Source organism: Gilliamella sp. W8136, from assembly GCF_016101285.1.
Taxonomy (GTDB): domain Bacteria; phylum Pseudomonadota; class Gammaproteobacteria; order Enterobacterales; family Orbaceae; genus Gilliamella; species Gilliamella apicola_N.
Genome location: NZ_JACFQU010000006.1, coordinates 14055 through 33319 on the forward strand (window position 1 = coordinate 14055; position 19265 = coordinate 33319).

The 19265-nt window shown below is 32.9% G+C and carries 14 protein-coding genes; 3 read left to right on the forward strand and 11 right to left on the reverse strand.

Annotated features, from left to right (window positions below):
• Window positions 1-533: 533 nt before the first annotated feature.
• From H3T96_RS04810 to mukF, 7 genes are all read right to left on the reverse strand, one after another.
• Window positions 534-2645: a peptidase domain-containing ABC transporter gene (locus H3T96_RS04810; protein ID WP_086327252.1), complete on the reverse strand. Its 2112-nt coding sequence runs from the start codon at window positions 2643-2645 to the stop codon at window positions 534-536.
• A complete protein-coding gene (locus tag H3T96_RS04815) occupies window positions 2638-3930 on the reverse strand; it encodes an HlyD family secretion protein (RefSeq protein ID WP_186279237.1) in 1293 nt (430 codons plus the stop codon). Before H3T96_RS04815 ends, H3T96_RS04810 begins: the two co-directional genes overlap by 8 nt.
• Window positions 3931-4326: 396 nt before the next feature.
• Window positions 4327-4548: a hypothetical protein gene (locus H3T96_RS04820; protein ID WP_144091787.1), complete on the reverse strand. Its 222-nt coding sequence runs from the start codon at window positions 4546-4548 to the stop codon at window positions 4327-4329.
• 569 nt (window positions 4549-5117) lie between these two features.
• Window positions 5118-5336, reverse strand: a complete 219-nt coding sequence (locus tag H3T96_RS04825; protein ID WP_086326965.1) for a hypothetical protein — start codon at window positions 5334-5336, stop codon at window positions 5118-5120.
• A gap of 369 nt (window positions 5337-5705) precedes the next feature.
• Entirely contained in the window at window positions 5706-10124 is a 4419-nt protein-coding gene (gene mukB / locus H3T96_RS04830; RefSeq protein WP_144091786.1) for a chromosome partition protein MukB, read from the reverse strand.
• A 2-nt stretch (window positions 10125-10126) separates the two neighbouring features.
• Window positions 10127-10849 carry a chromosome partition protein MukE gene (mukE, locus tag H3T96_RS04835; RefSeq protein WP_144091798.1) on the reverse strand — a complete coding sequence of 241 codons (723 nt, stop codon included), beginning with the start codon at window positions 10847-10849 and terminating at the stop codon, window positions 10127-10129.
• A gap of 43 nt (window positions 10850-10892) precedes the next feature.
• The gene (gene mukF / locus H3T96_RS04840; RefSeq protein WP_144091785.1) at window positions 10893-12215 is read right to left on the reverse strand and encodes a chromosome partition protein MukF; all 1323 of its coding nucleotides are present in this window, start codon (window positions 12213-12215) and stop codon (window positions 10893-10895) included.
• A 313-nt stretch (window positions 12216-12528) separates the two neighbouring features.
• Here mukF and H3T96_RS04845 point away from each other — a divergent pair, with 313 nt between their 5' ends.
• Window positions 12529-13251, forward strand: a complete 723-nt coding sequence (locus H3T96_RS04845; RefSeq protein ID WP_086327437.1) for a DUF4198 domain-containing protein — start codon at window positions 12529-12531, stop codon at window positions 13249-13251.
• Between the two features lie 128 nt (window positions 13252-13379).
• Here H3T96_RS04845 and H3T96_RS04850 read toward each other — a convergent pair whose 3' ends face one another.
• From H3T96_RS04850 to H3T96_RS04865, 4 genes are all read right to left on the reverse strand, one after another.
• Window positions 13380-14768, reverse strand: coding sequence for an MFS transporter (locus H3T96_RS04850; protein WP_144091784.1), 1389 nt, complete (start codon window positions 14766-14768; stop codon window positions 13380-13382).
• Window positions 14762-15031, reverse strand: coding sequence for a hypothetical protein (locus H3T96_RS04855; protein WP_086327435.1), 270 nt, complete (start codon window positions 15029-15031; stop codon window positions 14762-14764). The genes H3T96_RS04850 and H3T96_RS04855 overlap by 7 nt, the downstream gene beginning before the upstream one ends.
• 78 nt (window positions 15032-15109) lie before the next feature.
• Entirely contained in the window at window positions 15110-15229 is a 120-nt protein-coding gene (locus H3T96_RS14990; RefSeq protein ID WP_143423811.1) for a hypothetical protein, read from the reverse strand.
• 148 nt (window positions 15230-15377) lie between these two features.
• Window positions 15378-15620: a hypothetical protein gene (locus H3T96_RS04865; protein ID WP_086351314.1), complete on the reverse strand. Its 243-nt coding sequence runs from the start codon at window positions 15618-15620 to the stop codon at window positions 15378-15380.
• Window positions 15621-16313: 693 nt separating this feature from the next.
• Here H3T96_RS04865 and pntA point away from each other — a divergent pair.
• Both pntA and pntB read left to right on the forward strand, forming a co-directional pair.
• Window positions 16314-17846, forward strand: a complete 1533-nt coding sequence (gene pntA, locus H3T96_RS04870; protein ID WP_086327294.1) for a Re/Si-specific NAD(P)(+) transhydrogenase subunit alpha — start codon at window positions 16314-16316, stop codon at window positions 17844-17846.
• Window positions 17847-17861: 15 nt separating this feature from the next.
• Window positions 17862-19250: a Re/Si-specific NAD(P)(+) transhydrogenase subunit beta gene (gene pntB / locus H3T96_RS04875; RefSeq protein ID WP_086327293.1), complete on the forward strand. Its 1389-nt coding sequence runs from the start codon at window positions 17862-17864 to the stop codon at window positions 19248-19250.
• Window positions 19251-19265 lie beyond the last annotated feature (15 nt).

The window sequence follows — 19265 nt, forward strand, 5'->3', positions numbered from 1 at the left end:
TTTAGTAATCTCATTTAACCCAACAATATCAAGTTCTCTATAGCTGAAATCAATGACGACATTATATACCTGTGGTATTAGCTACTGTGTTCTTACCATATCTTTATTTTTTTATTTAGATAATTATCATATTCTGTAGGCTTAGTATTCTGAACGGAACTAAAACAAAAAAATTAAATAACTATTTTTTTATTATTGAATTTCAGTATTCAGAATAAACTAAGTTAAATAATCTTTTTGCTCTTAATTTTGATGTACAACTTTCTGCAAATAAAGAAAGGAAAATTAGAAGCAAAAAATATCAGAAATATTACTATTGCAGAAAATTTGCTAGTTAAACATGGTAGTAACAATGTTTATACTAACTTTAAAACTTTTGTCTGCCAAAATTATAAATCACATCTTATTGTTAATAAATTGAAGTATTTTATCATCTCAAACTACTTCTTTAATTTCAAAAAACTTTATTACCTATTTATAGGTGAAAATTTTTGCTTCTCATTATTTATTTTGTCTATTTTACTTGCTAATTTTTAATGATTTACTGAACCAATTTCAACAATACGATCAGCACTTTCTATTGTTGATTTTCGATGAGCGATAATAATACGCGTTATTTTTAATGAAGATATTGCCTTATTAATTGTAAATTCATTATCTTCATCTAGATGACTTGTTGCTTCATCAAGAAATAATAAACAAGGTTTACGATACAATGCCCTTGCAATTAACAACCGTTGTTTTTGTCCCCCAGATAAGCTATTTCCTAACTCACTCACTAACGTTTCATATCCCATTGGCATACTCATAATTTCGTTATGAATATTGCAATATTTTGCACATTCAACAAGCCATTCATAATTTTTTTCAGTATCGAAACTTGAAATATTATCAGATATAGAACCAGCAAAAAGTTTATCATTTTGTAATACACTACCAATAATATCTCTATAATTATTGACACCAAATTTATAAATATCAATTCCATTTATAAGAACTTCACCATGTGTAGGTGTAAGCAATCCATTCATAACCTTCATCAATGTTGTTTTACCCGCACCTGATGGACCAATAATTGCAACACTTTCACCTGCTTGAATTTTCATGTTTATATTAGTAAAAATAGGTTTAGAAAGATTATCGTATTGATACGCTATATCGCGCAATTCAAATTCAACAGGAATATCTTTAGGAAATGAGTATTTTGATTCAATATCATTTTCAGTATCGGTTAACACAATATCGGTTAGTCGTTCAGTATGTAAATTTAGCATTTTCAAATCTAATACCATATTTATCAAATTTGCAGCCTGTTCTGAGAATTGAGCTCGATATGCAGTAAATGCGATAAACATACCTAGCGTCATCTTATCATCCATAACAAGTGCAGCACCAATCCACAATATTGATGTTTGCTCAATCATCATAATCAATGTGTTAACACCACTAAATATCATTTCTAATTTAGTAAGACGAATATTTGCGTTAGTTGTATCAATATTCATATTGAGCCAATATTGAGCCCTTGACTCAGTGAGTTTCAGTGATTTTAAGGTATCAATACCATATAAGCTTTCCATAAAATGAGAATTAGCTTTTGCCTCTTTCACTATTTTTTCTTCTGATGCTTGTCGATAACGCTGATAGGTTGCCACACGTAATATTATATATATTAGCGTAAAACCACAGACAATCCATACCAACCAGCCCCCATACAAAAACATCATGATAAAAACACCAATTGACATCAAAATATTAATAATACTTTTTACTATATTATTAGTTAGTGTTTTACAAATTGTTTCTAAAGATGAAAAGCGAGACTGAATATCACCAAGTTTTCTTTTTTCAAAATAAGCCAATGGTAACTTCATTAAATGACCAAAAAGACCTGCTTTCCATTGAATATCAACTAAAGATCCCATAATTAATGATGACCAAGAACGTAACATAGCAATAAACGTTCTAAATAATATAAAAAACAGTAATCCTACACAGATTAACCCAAGTAAACTATGATCTTTTGCCATAATTACATGGTCCATGACCAATTGAGTTCCAACAGGTAGCAATAAATTAATGGATTCAATAATGAGAGATAGTGATAAAATTTTAACTAAGAACCCTTTTAGACCATCAATTTGAAAGAGCATTTTAATCAAACTAAGTTGACTGCGTTCTGTGCGAGGTTTGAACTCTTTATCAGGCCACAACTCAAGCGCTATTCCACTGAAATGTTTTGACATTTCATTAAGACCTACTTCACGGCGACCAAATGCAGGGTCATGTAAAATAAATTTACTTCTTTTTACCGCAACTAATACAACAAAATGATTGAGATCCCAATGTAAAATACAAGGAGTTTTTAGCTGTTTTATCTCATTTAAATCTAAGGAAAGTGGACGGCTTATTAAATGTACAGAAGTTGACATATTAATTAACGTGGCAAGCGTTACACCATGTGATGACACACCAATTTGATTCCTTAGACTAAATAAATCTACGTTCATCCCATAATAACGGCAAATCATAGTTAAACATGCAAGACCACATTCAGCTGCTTCTGTCTGTAAAATTTGTGGTATTTTTCTTTTCCAACCAAAATGTAAACTTTGAAGTATATGCTGAAACTGGTTTCTATTCATTGACTGGTCCTGTAATACTTTTCTGAATATCATAAAAAGGCGATAGCATCCATTGATAAATAGGTCTTTTTTCTAAAAATAGAGTAATGTCAGCTTTCATTCCATTTGTTAATTTAATTTTATTATTAAATTTGGCCATTTGTTGTTTATCAAGCGAAACCATTACTTTGTAATAAGCTTGATAGTTAACATTGTTTTGAGATAATGGCGAACTACTATACGTTGACATTTCTTGGCTAGAGGCAGGCACCTTAGATATTGACATGATTTTACCTGAAAACTGCCCAAATTTTTGATAGGGATAAGCTTCATAACGAATATTAATCTTATCATTAACTGAAATATAAGGGACACTTTCATTAGGAGCCCAAAGAACTAAATAGTAACTATCAGTATTAGCAGGAATAAGTTGTGCTAGACTATCATCTGTTTTTACCATCTGACCGTCTGTTACACTAAGGGATTCAATACGTCCATCACTCGGGGCACTAATAATTAATGTTCCTTTAGCATTTACTTCGGTTAATTGGCGTTGTAGAGCATTTAATTGAAATTGGTATTCAGATATTTTGTTATCAAAATCGGCTATCTTCGTAACTAATTCACTATTAAGTTGTATAATACTTAAGTTCTCTTGTATTATTTGATTTTGTAAAAATTGATAAGAATTTTGTTGTTGATAATATAAGTATCTTTGATTATTGAATTGTTCATTATTAATAAGTCCCTTTTTTTGGTAATCAGCATAGTTTTGCATGCTTTCATACATTTCACTCATACCTTTTTCTGCATTTTTAACGAGTAATAATGAATCTTGATGAAATTTATTGTATTCATCTATTTGTTGTTTCAATGCATTTAATGTGATTTGTTTATTTTCTTTTAGAGTTTCAATAATTTCAGATATATTTTTGATTTGATTATTAATTGATTCGATTGTTTTTTGAGTGACATTGCCTAGCTGTGTAGTTTGGCTAACATCTAATTCATAAATTGGATCGCCTTTTTTAACTTTATCGCCAACTTTTACATGAGAGGTAATAATAAAACCTTGCTGTGTTGAAAATAAATTAATCGCTCTTGGTTGGGTAGTTATTTCACCAGGTACATTAATTCGTCTAGTATAAGTACCGAATATGACAGCAAGTACTAAAACGATAATAAAAATAATCGATAATAAAAAGACAAACCATGCAGAATACCCTTTTATTAATAATGCTTTTCCCATCCATTTTGCTTTCTGGTAATTAATAGCTTCTTGACGAAACAATCCATTATTTTCCATAAAATATTTTACCTGTTTGTACTTATACTTAGCTGTTTGTACTTAGCTGTTTATAATTATTTTTATTATTTAATTATTTCAATAAATTTTTCAACTATATGGATTTTAATTTTTAATAAAGAAATCACGTTTAAAATATACTTATAAGTCTATTACTAAATAACAACTTACTTAAAAGTCAGATCGATTTCATAATATATGACCAATCAAATAAAATACATTCTTAATTAATTTATTATCAAATTTTATTTTTTAATTGAACAATCACATATTATTCTAAAATAAAAATACTAATTTTTAGTTTGAAATTTCTAATTTCAAATCACTAGATCATTTTTTAAAACAAAACGAGAAGCGAGCAACCGCTTCTCGTTTAACTATATTAAACAATATCAATTAAAAACGAACAGAACCTGGAAAATGTAGACCTAAATGACTTTCAACAATCTTACCAATATTTTCGCCTAATATTTGGCCTGCATTTTGGGAAGATTGAGTTAAATCATGATTCATTGCATCAATTACAGCACCAATGCCAGCACCTAAAGCACCTGCAGCATCCATAATAGCACCAGCACCAGAAACTTGTTCAACTTCAATTAAATTTAATTCTTTCATAATATGTTCCTTTTTTCCACAATAGTTATTATCAAATTTGAATTCAAAAAATACCAATTACTACATGGTACCGATTAAACTCATGATTATTTAAACAGAAAATAAAATTATGATCAAGTCAATTATAATTACGTATAATTTTCACATGAAAGAAATGAATGTTTAATTGAATATAAGTGTTTTAAAATTAATGATTATTTTTTACTTAATGTTAACTTGTTACAAATAAATAATTTGTATTGTTTAAGCAAAAGGAGATTGTTATTTGTTATTTATAAATTTTTTGATCTATTGTATTAAAGCAGATCACAAATAACTTCAATATTTCCCTTTCAAATTTATTGAGATTAAATGGCATGATAATGATAAAAACTTTTACTTTTATCATCGTGGATGATTCATATTCAATAAAACTAAAATAATTTACTATTTAATTTTATAATTTATCTATTATCAATTTTTCAAAATAAAAATGCTAAATCTCAGCTTAAGGTATATATTTGAATTTCCTATATGGTTTTTAACAATAAAACGAGAAGCAAATCATCGCTTCCCGTTTAAGACATTAATTAAGGACGAAGTGTTGGGAAAGGTAAGCCGATAATAGCTTCAACAACTTGACCGATACCTTGGCCTAATAATCGACCTGAATCTTGTCCAGCAGTGCTTACGTTATGATGAGCTGCATCAACAACAGCACCAATACCTGCACCTAAAGCACCGCCTGCATCAGCGATCCAGCCAGCACCAGAAACTTGTTCTACTTCTACTAAATTTAATTCTTTCATAATGTGTTCCTTTTTTCCACAATAGTTATTTTCAATATTAGAATCTAAAAAATACCATTAATACATGGTACCGTTTAAACTCATAAACATTTAAACAGAAAATAAAATTTGGATCAAGTCAATTATGATTACAGTTAATTTTCACATGAAAATAGATAACTATTTGATTAATTATAAGTATTTTAAGGAGGATAATATTTTTTTACTTAACCTTAACTTTTTTAAATAAAAAAAATATATTTTTTGACAAAAATAGAATTATTTTTTGTATAAATACAAAATTAAACGACAAAATATTTTTTTACTTTAGCATATACGACTAAATTTCTTAAAAAAATAAAATATTGCTGGCAATCACCAGCAATATTATTAAGCAAAACCTTTTAATCCAACAACATGAACATGCTCTTGATTATTAATAACTTTACGAACTAATTTGTATGTAGTCCCTTTTTCTGGGCTGATATTTTCAGGTGCTGCAATAATGAGTTGCATTTCTAATCGTTCACATAGCTCAAAAAGTGTTGCAATTGATTTAGCATCTAGACGAGCGGCTTCATCTAAAAATAATAGTCGGCATGGTGAAATATCTTTATTACGCAGACGTTTAGATTCTTCTTCCCAGCTTTGAATTACCATTAAGAGAATCGACATACCAGTACCAATCGCTTCACCAGTTGATAATGCACCACTTTCGGCACGTAACCAACCATCAGCACCACGATTAACTTCAACATCCATCTCTAGATAGTTTCGATAGTCAAGTAACTCCTCACCGATATTCTGCGCAGTGCGTTGTCCCATATCTATATGTGGATTTAAGCGTTGATACAGTTTAGCTAAAGCTTCAGAGAAAGTGATTCTATTGTTGCTAAACAGATCTTGATGTTCACTTTTTTCATCAGCTAGAGCCGCCAATAATGAAGAATGGGCTTCACGAACATTAACGTTTAAACGTACACCATTAACCTGACCAAATGCTACTGCTTGTAAACCTTGATTTAACATGCGAATACGATTTTGTTCACGTTGAATAGTTTTACGTATAATATTAGCCACACTTTTGGAACTTATCGCTAATTGCTGCTCACGCGAAGTAAGTTCTTCAGTTAAGCGAGATAATTCAATTTCCATTTGTTCAATAGCTTCAATTGGATCATCGGTTTTCACGATATCTTGGCGAATTCTTTCACGCAGATGTTTATAAACTGCAATATAGAATTGGATTTTACGTTCAGGCCGTTTTGGATCTTCTGATAACCTTAATACATCACGCAGATGCTCATTATCATTTACAGCCAAACGTAGTGAACCCAATGCCTTATCCGACATAGAACGTAGCTCATCAGCACTTAGATAAGCAAGTTCCCGACGATGTAATCGACGCTCAACACTATTATCTCTGACTAATCGTAATACTAAACACCATCCTGCTTTAGCTTGTACCACTTGTTCGCGTAATTGCTTATATTCACGCAATGTTTGTGTCAAACGTTTTTGCATTTGTGTCATTTCGCTTTCACACACAATCAATTGCTTTTCAAGGGAGGTACATTGCTGACGATTATTATTAAGTTTTTGATGAATTTCATCACGTCGTATTCGGGCACGCTCTTCGGTAATCGCATCGGCTTTTACACCAATTTGTTTTATCTCATTCTGTAGTTCATTCAGCATATCTCGCTTAGTTTCAAAAGCACTTTTTAATGAAGCAAATGTTTGGTTATACTGATTATATTTATCTTGATATAGCTGCATTTGACTACGGGATTCAGTTCTTTGAGCTTCAACCACCTCCAATCGAGAACGCAATTTTTCATTTAAATCAGCATTTTCACCTAACATACCAGCCGAGTCTTCATAACTAAAATGAGATCGACGTTGTATCACTTCAGTTAGCGCAAAAACTTGTTGTCGAATCGTTTGTTGTTGTGTTCTTACAATGTTGTATTGCTCGTGTAAAGCTTCATTTTGTTCAGGATCGCTCTGTAAAACAGCAACAATCGGTTCCAGCTCTGAAACAGTGTTACGGTTCCGACTGACATATTGTACTGCTTCTTGTGCTTCTGCTACCTGTTCACGCAAGTCATCAACTCGATCAGCGAGATCGTCATCAGCCAATAAATGCATTTGTGCAACAAGTCGATTAACGGTAGTTAATTGTTCTTTTAAACTTAATACTTGTTGCTGATTTTGTTTATCAATACTTTCTTGAGATGATAATTGACGTTCAATTTCCGTACGCCTAGTTGCTAATTTCTGTGCTTCAGCTTCAGGATCGATATCAAAAGCTACCGCTAAATATTGACCAATAAATTGCCCAACATTTTGCTCAATTCGTTGTAACTTTTGTAAGTCAAATGAGACAGTTGCATAACGTTCATGCAGTTGGTCTCGTTCTACTGATAATTTTTCAAGATGAACCTCGCGTGCAGCCCGGCCAAATAATGGTACTTTAGGAAAACTAGAAAAACGCCACTGACGCTCACCCGTTTTAACCAATACTGCTTTATCCATTTCTTCACAGTCAAATACGCTATCATCAAATGATGATGGGTCACCTTCAATAAAATAGATATCTTCAGGATAATCTTCTTCACTTGCAGTAAGAGTTTCAAGTTGTGTTTTTACTAAGGATAAATCGGGCACCACAATAGCTTGCCTTGATGGACCATATACCGCTGAAAAGTAAGGGGCATCATCAATAGTGACATCTTCATAAATTTCAGATAGTAATACACCATTAAATCGTTCTGCCAATGCCGATAATCGTCCATCATCAACCCCACTTGGTTGATTAAGTTGTTCAATTTGTATATCCAGTTGATTACGTCTAGAATTGATTTGATCACGTTCAGTAACAAGTATGCGTTCCTGTTCAAGCAATTGCTGCATATGTTGTGTGACCGTTTGGCTATGAGTAAATGTTTGACCAGTTTGTTCTTGCAAAGAAATTAAAGCATCTTGCGCTTTTAACCATGTAGGTGCTTTTTGTCGATATTCAGTAATCTTCGCTTGAATTTGTTCCAGTTCTTGTCTAAATTCAATTCGTTTTTCACTTGATTCATGAGCCAGCTCCGCACTTTCTTCTAATTGTACTTCAAGCTCTTGTTTTAATTCATCCAGATCATCGTAATTAACTTGACGACCAATACGTTTACAAAATTGGGTTAATAATGATTCTGCTTCTTTTTGCTCAAAAAAACGTTGTTCTAATTCATCTAGTTGTAATTGTAAATGTTCAGCTTGATCAGCTTGATAACATTGTGACGGCCATATCCTTAATGCTTCTTTGGCAGCAATAAATGCTTCACTGCGAACCACATCACCTACTAATTTGACAACAAGTTGATAAGCTCTATCAAATTGATTGATCGCAGCATCAGAAACACTGAGTCTTTGCTCAAGTTCTAATACTTGTTCAGTTATCTCTTTTTGTTTTTCATCAAACTCTGCAAAATGATTTTCAATATTACTAAGGCCTAATTTAGGTAATTTGCATAAAGACTGTGCATTTTTAAGGGCTTGCAGTGCTTGTTGATATTGAATAGCTCGGGTTTGTTGAACATCAAGCGCTTGCTGGTAATCAGCCAGTTGTGTTTTTATTTCATCAACTTCTTGTTCTGAATGTTCAAATTGGTCTCGATAAGCTTGATATTGTTCATTAGCTTCAAGTACAACTTCATTTTGTTCTTCAAGCTTTACATTTAAATCATCTAAATCTGCTTGATAGCGATCAATCTTTTCTTGTTGACGCAATGCCGTTTGTGCAAGATTTAGATGATCATTGGCTGCTTGTAAATCAGTTTCTAAATCACTTTGTGCTTCTTGATATTCTTTCAACTCTTTTGCCATTTCAACTTGGCGGAATTGATTACTTAAAAGTAGATCTTGTGTTTTAAACATATCTCGGCGTAAGCCTAGCACGGATTCAATATGTACACGACGTTCATTAGCATGACGCATGTAGTCAGCAGCTACATAATTAGTCGATTCGGTGATAAGATGTTTAAACAAATCTCGATCAGATTGCGTAACTCTGATAGCTTCTAATGTCATTCGATTTTCACGTAGTGCGGCCTCCATATCTTGGAAAGCTTTACGTACACCGCTATTTTCGGGCAATAGATAATCACGTAGTGAGCGGGTAATAGCGCTTGAAATACCACCATAAAGAGAAGCTTCGATCAGGCGATAATATTTACTACGATCGGACGATGTACGCAGACGCTTTGGTAATATACCAAAGTCAAACATCGCCGAATGATAGTCAGTAATTGAGTTAAATTGTTTAAAAATTACGCCATCCATTCCTTCAATTTTTTCTTTTAATTCAGGTAATGAAAGGATTCGTGCTTGTTTGTCGTTTAAACGTTCAGTGACTAATTCTGTTGGAGTAATACCAACAGATAAACCTTGTATCAAAAAAGGTTTAATATCGACTTTCTTATCTCGACCAGCTACTTGCTGTAAACGTACTCCACAAATTATACGTTGATTACGAGAATTAATTACATCAAGCATAGAATAACAGACACCAGGTTTTAATTTTCCGTGTAAACCTTTATCTCGTGAACCAGATGTTGCCCCTGCTTCAGTTGTGTTTCTGAAATGTAATAAAGTTAAATCAGGAATTAAAGCAGTAACAAAAGCTGCCATTGTGGTTGATTTACCAGCACCATTACCACCAGAAAGAGTTGTAACCAATTTATCCAAATCAAAGGTTCGAGCAAAAAAACCATTCCAGTTTATCAGTGTCAATGAGTGAAACTTACCATGTCCAATCATAATTATTCTATCTCCTCATTAACATCTTGGTCTTCATTATTATCATCTAAGATAAGTGATGATTCTATCTTGATTGCTTCACCATCACGGATTAAACGCAATTGAGCTTCTTGCGCATCATCACTACTACGAACTTCTGCACCAAAACGAAAAATTGATTCATTAATGCGAAAACGGCTACTGTCATTACCAACAATAAAGAAAATCATACCAAGTCTACGTAATCGATTTAAAGCAGTTTTGACTTTATCAAATAACTTTTGACGATCTAAATCAGATCCTGTAGATCGCTGATTAACTAATTTAAGCAATTTACTTTCATCAGCTAATGATATCAGTTCGTCAAACAACTCTTGCAACGTAAAAATCCCTTCATGTGCTAATCGTTCTGGACTTAAATAAAGGTAACAAAGCACTTTGCCGACTAGCATTTCTAACTCAGATAATACCGAGCGAGGAATTAACGTTGTTGAGCGAGGTCTAAGATAAAAAAAACCTTCTGGCGCTCTTATTAATTCAACATTATAACGTTGGTAAAATTGTTCAAGTTCTAGTTGAAAGTCCATTAAAAATGCATGATGATCAAGCTCATCAATGCCAATATGACGCCCAGAACGCAAAGTACTATCAAGCTCAGGAAAAATTGGGTTTGCAATTGCTTGCGCCAATTTAACTGGCATATATTTATCAATGGATGCTTGTGAACTTGCCGCTATGCGTCCCATAACTTCATCAAGATGATGTGCTGTTTGTTGTGTTTCAAAATCTTTAGTATCTGTTGATGACATGTGCTTGTACCTTAGCTCCATAATCGTTAATAGGTTTCCATTCGTTAGGTATACCGAGCAAATCATCTTCGGCAATACCAAGTCGAATAGCCTGATCGATAAATAACCTTGCTATATCAAAATGTTGTTCGCGTGGAAATTGTGCTAAATAGCTACAAATTGCAATACCAATATCAAGTGGTTTATTTTCTTGTTTAAAAATCAATAAATTTTGTTCAATATGTTTAATAATATGTTCTTGAATCTCTTCAATCATTTCAAATTCAAGTTCTGACGGTAATTCACCTGTAACTTCTGCTTCGTGTAATGCGAGTTCTTCATCACGCATATCAAGTAAACGATCAGCATTTGCAAACGTAAGAGACCATGGTAAATCAAAGTAACTCTGAATTGATTTACGTAATCGTTGAGAAAATACACGGTTTTTATCTAAATCAATCGCTGTTCTAATAAATTTATGAACATGTCTATCATAACCTATCCAAAGGTCTATCGCTTTTTGCCCCCAACCAATAATTCGATCTAATTTACTTTGTAAATCTAATACTACATTATTAATTTTATCAAGTTCAGGATTATCAAGTGTTGCGTCTTGAATTAATAACAAACTGGCTTGTAGTTTATCGCCTGCTGCAGCTAAAGTATCTTGCAACTCACGAAGTGTTTGTGATGTTTCTGTTAGCAATCCTTCACAACTACTAATTGCTGCTTGCCAGTCTTGGCTTAATAATGCAGATATATTTTGCTTAACATCTGCTTGTTGTTCATCCATAACACGTTGTGTTATATCAATACTATCAAAAATTTCAGCAACCGAATATTTTAAAGGGGCAAAGACATTTCGATGCCAATGTAAATCATCCCCCCCTTCGAGTGCTGCATCTGCAGCACGTTTCAATTCTTGTGCCACAATAGATAACTGAATGGATAAACGGAGTGACGAAAATTCACGCTGTCGAATATAATAATCAGAGATCCCTATTCCAAGGGGAGTTAAACGATAAATCGAATAACCATCAGTCATTTCACTTGCAAAACGTGTAATTAAACGCTGACGCACTAAATCATTAATAGCATTATTAGCTCTTACAGTAATAGTATCTTCACTTTGTTCAAAAATCTGTGAAACATGCCGAAAAGCATCAATTAATTCCGACTCAGTCATTTCACCATCGAAACGCTCGCTATTTAATACAGCAATAGCCAATAAAAAAGCTAACCTTTCAACAGGCAACGTAATTGAAAAATCATTCTTTTTTGCCCAAGAGACCAGTTCAGGTACTGATTGGGAAAAATCCATCATAGAGGTTTCCTTAGATTAACGTATCGTTTTATGTAAAAGTACCTTAAAAAGTTTAATAAACACAATATATAGTTTTAAAGACAAAATATTATTGATTATATAACAATTTGTAATAGTTAAAAATAACCAAACTTAAGATTTATGATTAGATGATTGAATATAAACAGTAAGTAAACATTTATTTATCCAGCCTTATTTTATATTACCTTTATCAAATTTATCCTATCCATCACCCATGCTCAGCTTGACATTACTAAACATCAAAACAATAATGATAATGATTATCATTTATATTTAAAATAAAGGTGGATATATGCGTAAAATATTTCTTTTAACTCTAGTAGGATTTGCTACTTACTTTATAACTCTAAAAGTCTCTGCCCATGGTATCTGGATTGCCAATCGAGTTGATCAAAAACAGATTATTTTAGGTGAAGGCCCATTGGACAACGGTTATAACCCAGATACGGTAAAACAAATTCATGCCTACACAAACGATTGGATGCCATCATCTGTTATAAAAAAAGAACACAGTAACTATGTGACCATTGAGCCAGCCGACAAAACATCAGTTGTGACGATTGATTTTGATTATGGATACTGGACACAAAATGCAGATGGAAAATATGTTAATTTACCCATGAATCAAGTCCAAGGCGCTAATGTTGGTATTCATGCCATAAAATATAGTGTAAATTATTTATCATCTGTTACTAACCCTAAAATCATTAAAGATATTCCATTACAAATCGTACCTAAAATTGATCCAACAAAATTGAATCGTGGGGACACATTACCTATTACTGTTTATAAAGATGGTCAACCTCTTGCAAATGTTCCTGTAATTATTGATGTAGTGAATAATTTAGATCAAACTATAAAAACTAATAATAACGGAGAAGTTGATATTATTGTTCCTAACCAAGGTTTAAATGTCATTGGTGTTGAAATTGGTTTTCCAATTAAAAATAAAAAGTTAGCTACCCAAGATAAATTCTTCACAACCTTAGTTTTTACTTTGATACCAGAAGAGTAGAATGTAAATTTTCAAAAAATATTTAATAACAAATAGTGGTAAACCTATAAAGAGACTATTTTTAAATGCATTCAGAATTAAAAATCCTAGATAGTATTATCTAGGATTCGCTGAAAGTTTAATATTTTTTATAACTCTGCATTAATAGGTCTAGGAATTAGAAAGCTAGAAAGTAAAGCTAAAATGGTAATAATTAATCCCAATAACATACCGTTGAAATAACCAGTTAATGTATTTGCATTTACCATTTGTATAGCGGGTAACAATGCAAAACTTAATCCTGCACCTAGATTAAATGCACCTGCATTCATACCCGGTAAAAAACCTGGATTATTTGATGGCGATAAAACGATACCTAATCCATTTAAGATAATATTAGCCATTCCTGCATAAAAAATACCTAATGCTATAACGCAAATAGATAAAATTGTTAAGGAATGAATACCATAAAACATGATTACTAAAATACCAATAATACAACCCAATAAACCTAGTTTTAATACTTTATTATATCCCATCGTTGGAGCTAAACGACCTGAGAATGGACCAATAAACCAACCAATTAACGCATAGGGAGTAAGAAGAATAAGTGAAGCCCAATCAGGATCAAGTCCAAAACCTATTTCATGATTTTGGGCTATTGACATAACTAAACCATTTACTATCGCAAAAATACCTGTCATGGTTAATGTTGTGGTTAATAATAAAGCCCACGTTGCTCTTCTTTTTAAATGTTCAATTGTAACCAAAGGTTGTTTATTGCGTTTTTCGGTACGCCAAAATAACATAAAACAAACAATAGCAAACAATGTGAGTCCAGTGACATAAAGCCAATTGGCATTGCCAATATTACCAGCCTCATTAAGTGCTAATAGCAAAGCTGCAATAGTAAGAACAATGAATAGAACACCTATCCAATCCATTTTAGTTCCAACTGACGGTTTTGATTCTGGAGCAAAGCGATAGACAAAATAGGTAGAAATAGCAGCAACGACAGCAATAACCCAAAATACTGAACGGAAACCAAAATATGTAGCAAGTAAGCCACCTGCAATTGCATCAACACCAGCAATGCCACCATTTACGGCTGTAATAATTCCCATTAACATACCATATTGTTTGGCATCTTTAACTTCATAACTAAGCATTAATAAACAAAGTGGTACAACAGGACCTGATACACCTTGTATGATTCGGGCTGCATACAATACTTCTATATTGGGTGCTAGTGCTGCAAGTATGGTACCTAATGTCATAATAAGCAACATAAGGGTTAATACTTTTTTTCGACCTTTTATATCACTCAAACGAGGTAAGAATAGTGAAAATAAAGCAGCAGCAGTAAAAAAAGAAGTTTGCGATAAACCTACAGCGGCATCATTGGTTCCTAACTCTTTAGCTATTGTTACTAATACTGGACTTAACATGCTTGCATTAAGTTGAAATGCAACACAAGCTGCAAGTAACGCAACCATTAATGTTATTATATTTTTCTTTTCTTTACTTTGATCTAACATACATTTACCTCACAGGAGCGTTCTAAAGAATCAAGAATTAAATCAATTGAATATTTTGAGCCTAATTGTATAGATGCTTCTGGTCGTACTTGAACATCTAATTCTGAATCACTATTAATATTTAGTGTTCTGTCAACTTTTCTTACACAGGGTTTAACAGCAATTAATTTAATATTAGGATTACCCTGTGCCAATAAAATCGCGTTAGTATCATGATGACTGGGATCACAATCTAAAATAATTTTTTTCGGCTGATTTGTCATAAATCGTTTCCTCTAGTAAATTTATTTATTAGCCATTTTTTGAAGTAAACTTTGATGAAACGGCATATTGAGTGCTTCTTAACTATTTATTGTCAAAGAAGCAAAAACAGAAGCATAACTTGCTGAGTAGTAAAGTGATTCGCCTTTTGCTAGTGAGACACAAAGCGCTCCATTAAAAGTATCTTTCGCACCTGTTATATCTAAAGTTACGGCTAAAAAGCGTTAATGTATTGATGATCTTTACCATTAAAAATCAGTGAATCTTTACTAACTAAAGTAAAAATAATGGGTTGAATACCTACTGAATATATTTTTTAAGCAACAAGTTTTGCTGTATCTAAATTAGTCACATTAAACTCGCCTCGGTGCTGTTTTGGGATAATAGTTGAATGATATCTTTAGAGTGTGGAGTAGGATTAAATACAACTTTTTCTCCTACAGATTTAGGTAATTTCATTGCATTAAAAACAGTATTAATAATATTTTCAAGTTGAACTAATAAAATATCAGATTTTTTTAAATAAGGTTCTAAGATTACAATTTTTTTATTAGTAATTGTTAAATTCCTCCTAAGATAAATGGCAATCATACTTTCATCTGAAACATAAATAACTGCATTACTTATCGATTCTTTCTTAGATTGATATAAATTAAACGTATTAATTTTTGCTAGTATGTGAAGATTATATTCAAATTAAATAAATTAATTTGTTTCAATTTAGATGACAAAATAAACCTTTTCTTCAACATAACTAGCAACAAAAGACTAATTAGTATGATTACTAGTTTAGTTGGTCATGTTTTTTACTAACATTACCTGACGACCTTTTAATGCCTCTAAATATTTGAGCGACGATGCTAACATTAATTGCTTCAAAACACACAAGCTGTTATTCACATTTTCTCTTCGTTTTTTGATTTTCTTCTGAATATCTAATTTGGATTAGATTTCAATTGAATCATTAAAAGAGTATTAATCATCATATCTTATGCAGTAAAACAGAAGCAAACAGAACCAAACTTAAATACGGTCAATTGCTTTAAAAATAGAAAAATATCTTAAAAAAGCAACAATTTTGACTTAAAAATAAACAAATAGATATTTTATATCTACGATTGCTTTTTACTATTTAGCGTATCTATCAAGATAATCACATAATATTATAAAAAATAATAATGTGGACTGAATGATAAAAAATAAATTACTTACTCGCTCTGACTCTATTTTATGCTAGAATCAAGGTACTATTACCAACTCACTTTAACATAAGGATGAAATGCAATGCATATCGGTATACCCAAAGAACGGTTAGCCAATGAAGCTAGAGTTGCAGCAACTCCCCAAACAGTTGGACAACTGTTAAAACTTGGATTTACAGTTTCTGTAGAACAAGGTGCAGGACACGCTGCTCATTTTGAAGATCAAGCATTTATTGATGCTGGAGCAACAATTCAAAATAATCATGATATTTGGCAAAATGACCTTATTTTAAAATTTCATGCACCAACTGATGAAGAAATTTTACTAATGAAAGAGGGATTAACTCTCATTAGCTATATTTATCCAGCCCAACATCAAGAACTTTTAGAAAAGCTTGCAGCTAAAAATATAACTGTAATGGCTATGGACTGTGTTCCACGTATCTCACGCGCTCAGTCCCTTGACGCATTAAGTTCAATGTCTAATATTGCAGGTTATCGATCTGTTATTGAAGCAGCAAATCAATTCGGTCGATTCTTTACTGGTCAAGTAACGGCTGCAGGTAAAGTACCGCCAGCAAAAGTTTTGGTAATTGGCGCAGGTGTTGCAGGCCTTGCAGCAATTGGCGCAGCAGTTAGTTTAGGTGCGATTGTTCGTGCATTTGATACACGCCCAGAAGTTGCAGAACAAATTAATAGTATGGGTGCTGACTTCTTAGAGTTAGATTTCGAAGAAGAAGCCGGTTCTGGTGACGGTTATGCAAAACAAATGTCTGCTGCCTTTATTGAAGCTGAAATGGCATTATTTGCTGAACAAGCAAAAGACGTAGATATCATTATTACTACAGCATTAATCCCTGGAAAACCAGCACCAAAACTTATTTCGAAAGAAATGGTTGAATCAATGAAACCAGGTAGCGTTATCGTTGATTTAGCAGCCTTAACGGGAGGCAACTGCGAGTTAACAAAACCAGGTGAAGTATTTGAAACAGACAATAATGTAAAAATTGTTGGTTATACTGATTTAGCTAATCGTATGCCAGCTCAAGCATCTCAACTTTATGGGACTAACATTGTTAATTTATTAAAACTGCTTACTAAAGAAAAAGATGGCAGCATTGATATTAACTTTGAAGATGTGGTTATCCGTGGTGTAACTGTAGTCAAAGATAAAGAAATTACTTGGCCTGCACCACCAATTCAAGTATCGGCTCAGCCTCAGAAAAAAGCAGCTGAACCTATTGCAAAACCAGAACCAAAACCAATGGATCCTCAGAAAAAATATGGGATTTTAACGTTAATCATTATTGCTTACTTCTGGTTAGCAAACTCAGTACCTGAAAGCTTTTTAGGACATTTTACTGTATTTGCACTATCTTGCGTTGTTGGTTATTACGTAGTTTGGAATGTTACCCATTCTCTGCATACACCACTTATGTCTGTAACCAATGCTATTTCCGGAATTATATTAGTTGGGGCTATATTACAAGTCGGTGATGATAATGGCTTAACTACGGCAATTGCATTTATTGCTATTTTGATTGCTAGTATTAATATTTTTGGTGGATTCTTTGTTACCCAAAGAATGCTAAAAATGTTCCAACGTGGCAAATAAAGGAGAGAATCAATAATGTTAAGTAACGGAATTATTCAAGCAGCCTATGTTATTGCTGCATTACTTTTTATATTCAGTTTACGAGGTCTTTCCAATCAAGAATCAGCTAAATCAGGAAACATCTACGGTATGATCGGTATGGCAATAGCTCTTATCGCAGCAATTGCCAGCATAAATGGCGGATTACACTGGATCATTATTGCCATGATTATCGGTGCTGCTATTGGTTTGTATCTAGCGAAAAATGTTGAAATGACACAAATGCCTGAATTGGTTGCTTTGTTACATAGCTTTGTCGGTATGGCAGCCGTTCTTGTTGGTATAAACAGCTTTTTAGATCCACACACAGTTGCAGCGAATGAAATAACAATTCATTTAGTTGAAATTTTTGTAGGTGTATTTATCGGTGCAGTTACTTTCTCTGGATCAATTGTAGCCTTTGGAAAGTTAAATGGTAAAATTAGTTCAAAACCATTATCTCTCCCAAATAAACACTATCTAAATCTAGCGGCAATAGTTGTATCAGTTATCTTGATGTTTACATTTATCAATGCACAAACTGGTGCAGGCGCCCTAGTTTGTTTACTTATCATGACAATTATTGCACTAGTATTCGGTTTCCACCTTGTTGCATCAATTGGTGGTGCGGATATGCCTGTTGTTATCTCAATGCTTAATTCCTATTCTGGTTGGGCGGCAGCAGCGGCAGGCTTTATGTTACAAAATGATCTTCTAATTGTAACTGGTGCGTTAGTGGGTTCTTCTGGTGCAATTCTCTCTTATATCATGTGTAAAGCAATGAATCGTTCATTTATCAGTGTTATCGCTGGTGGATTTGGGAGCGATGGTAATGCAGCGAGTTCATCTGATGAAGAACAAGGTGAGTATCGTGAAATGCAACCTGCTGAAGTTGCACAAACATTAAAAGAAGCTCGTTCTGTTATCATCGTTCCTGGCTATGGTATGGCTGTAGCTCAAGCACAGGGTGCAGTAAGTAACATTACTGAAAAATTACGTGCAATGGGTATTGAAGTAAGATTTGGTATCCATCCTGTTGCTGGTCGTTTACCGGGTCATATGAATGTATTATTAGCAGAAGCAAAAGTACCTTATGACATCGTTCTTGAAATGGATGAAATCAATGACGACTTCCCTGATACGGATGTTGTGTGGGTTATTGGTGCAAATGATACTGTTAATCCAGCAGCTGAAGAAGATCCTAATAGCCCTATAGCAGGTATGCCTGTTCTTGAAGTTTGGAAAGCAAAAACAGTGATTATTTCTAAACGCTCAATGAATACCGGCTATGCTGGCGTGCAAAACCCACTATTCTTTAAAGAAAATAGCTATATGTTATTTGGCGATGCCAAAGATAGTGTTGAAAAAGTGTTACAAAATTTATAATAATTAACTATTATA

What these genes read in the sequence shown, in the direction of transcription:
- H3T96_RS04810 (WP_086327252.1), bottom strand. Translation starts at nt 2,645, where the DNA reads ATGAATAGAAACCAGTTTCAGCATATACTTCAAAGTTTACATTTTGGT.
- H3T96_RS04815 (WP_186279237.1), bottom strand. Translation starts at nt 3,930, where the DNA reads ATGGAAAATAATGGATTGTTTCGTCAAGAAGCTATTAATTACCAGAAA.
- H3T96_RS04820 (WP_144091787.1), bottom strand. Translation starts at nt 4,548, where the DNA reads ATGAAAGAATTAAATTTAATTGAAGTTGAACAAGTTTCTGGTGCTGGT.
- H3T96_RS04825 (WP_086326965.1), bottom strand. Translation starts at nt 5,336, where the DNA reads ATGAAAGAATTAAATTTAGTAGAAGTAGAACAAGTTTCTGGTGCTGGC.
- mukB (WP_144091786.1), bottom strand. Translation starts at nt 10,124, where the DNA reads ATGATTGGACATGGTAAGTTTCACTCATTGACACTGATAAACTGGAAT.
- mukE (WP_144091798.1), bottom strand. Translation starts at nt 10,849, where the DNA reads ATGGGACGCATAGCGGCAAGTTCACAAGCATCCATTGATAAATATATG.
- mukF (WP_144091785.1), bottom strand. Translation starts at nt 12,215, where the DNA reads ATGATGGATTTTTCCCAATCAGTACCTGAACTGGTCTCTTGGGCAAAA.
- H3T96_RS04845 (WP_086327437.1), top strand. Translation starts at nt 12,529, where the DNA reads ATGCGTAAAATATTTCTTTTAACTCTAGTAGGATTTGCTACTTACTTT.
- H3T96_RS04850 (WP_144091784.1), bottom strand. Translation starts at nt 14,768, where the DNA reads ATGTTAGATCAAAGTAAAGAAAAGAAAAATATAATAACATTAATGGTT.
- H3T96_RS04855 (WP_086327435.1), bottom strand. Translation starts at nt 15,031, where the DNA reads ATGACAAATCAGCCGAAAAAAATTATTTTAGATTGTGATCCCAGTCAT.
- H3T96_RS04865 (WP_086351314.1), bottom strand. Translation starts at nt 15,620, where the DNA reads ATGATTGCCATTTATCTTAGGAGGAATTTAACAATTACTAATAAAAAA.
- pntA (WP_086327294.1), top strand. Translation starts at nt 16,314, where the DNA reads ATGCATATCGGTATACCCAAAGAACGGTTAGCCAATGAAGCTAGAGTT.
- pntB (WP_086327293.1), top strand. Translation starts at nt 17,862, where the DNA reads ATGTTAAGTAACGGAATTATTCAAGCAGCCTATGTTATTGCTGCATTA.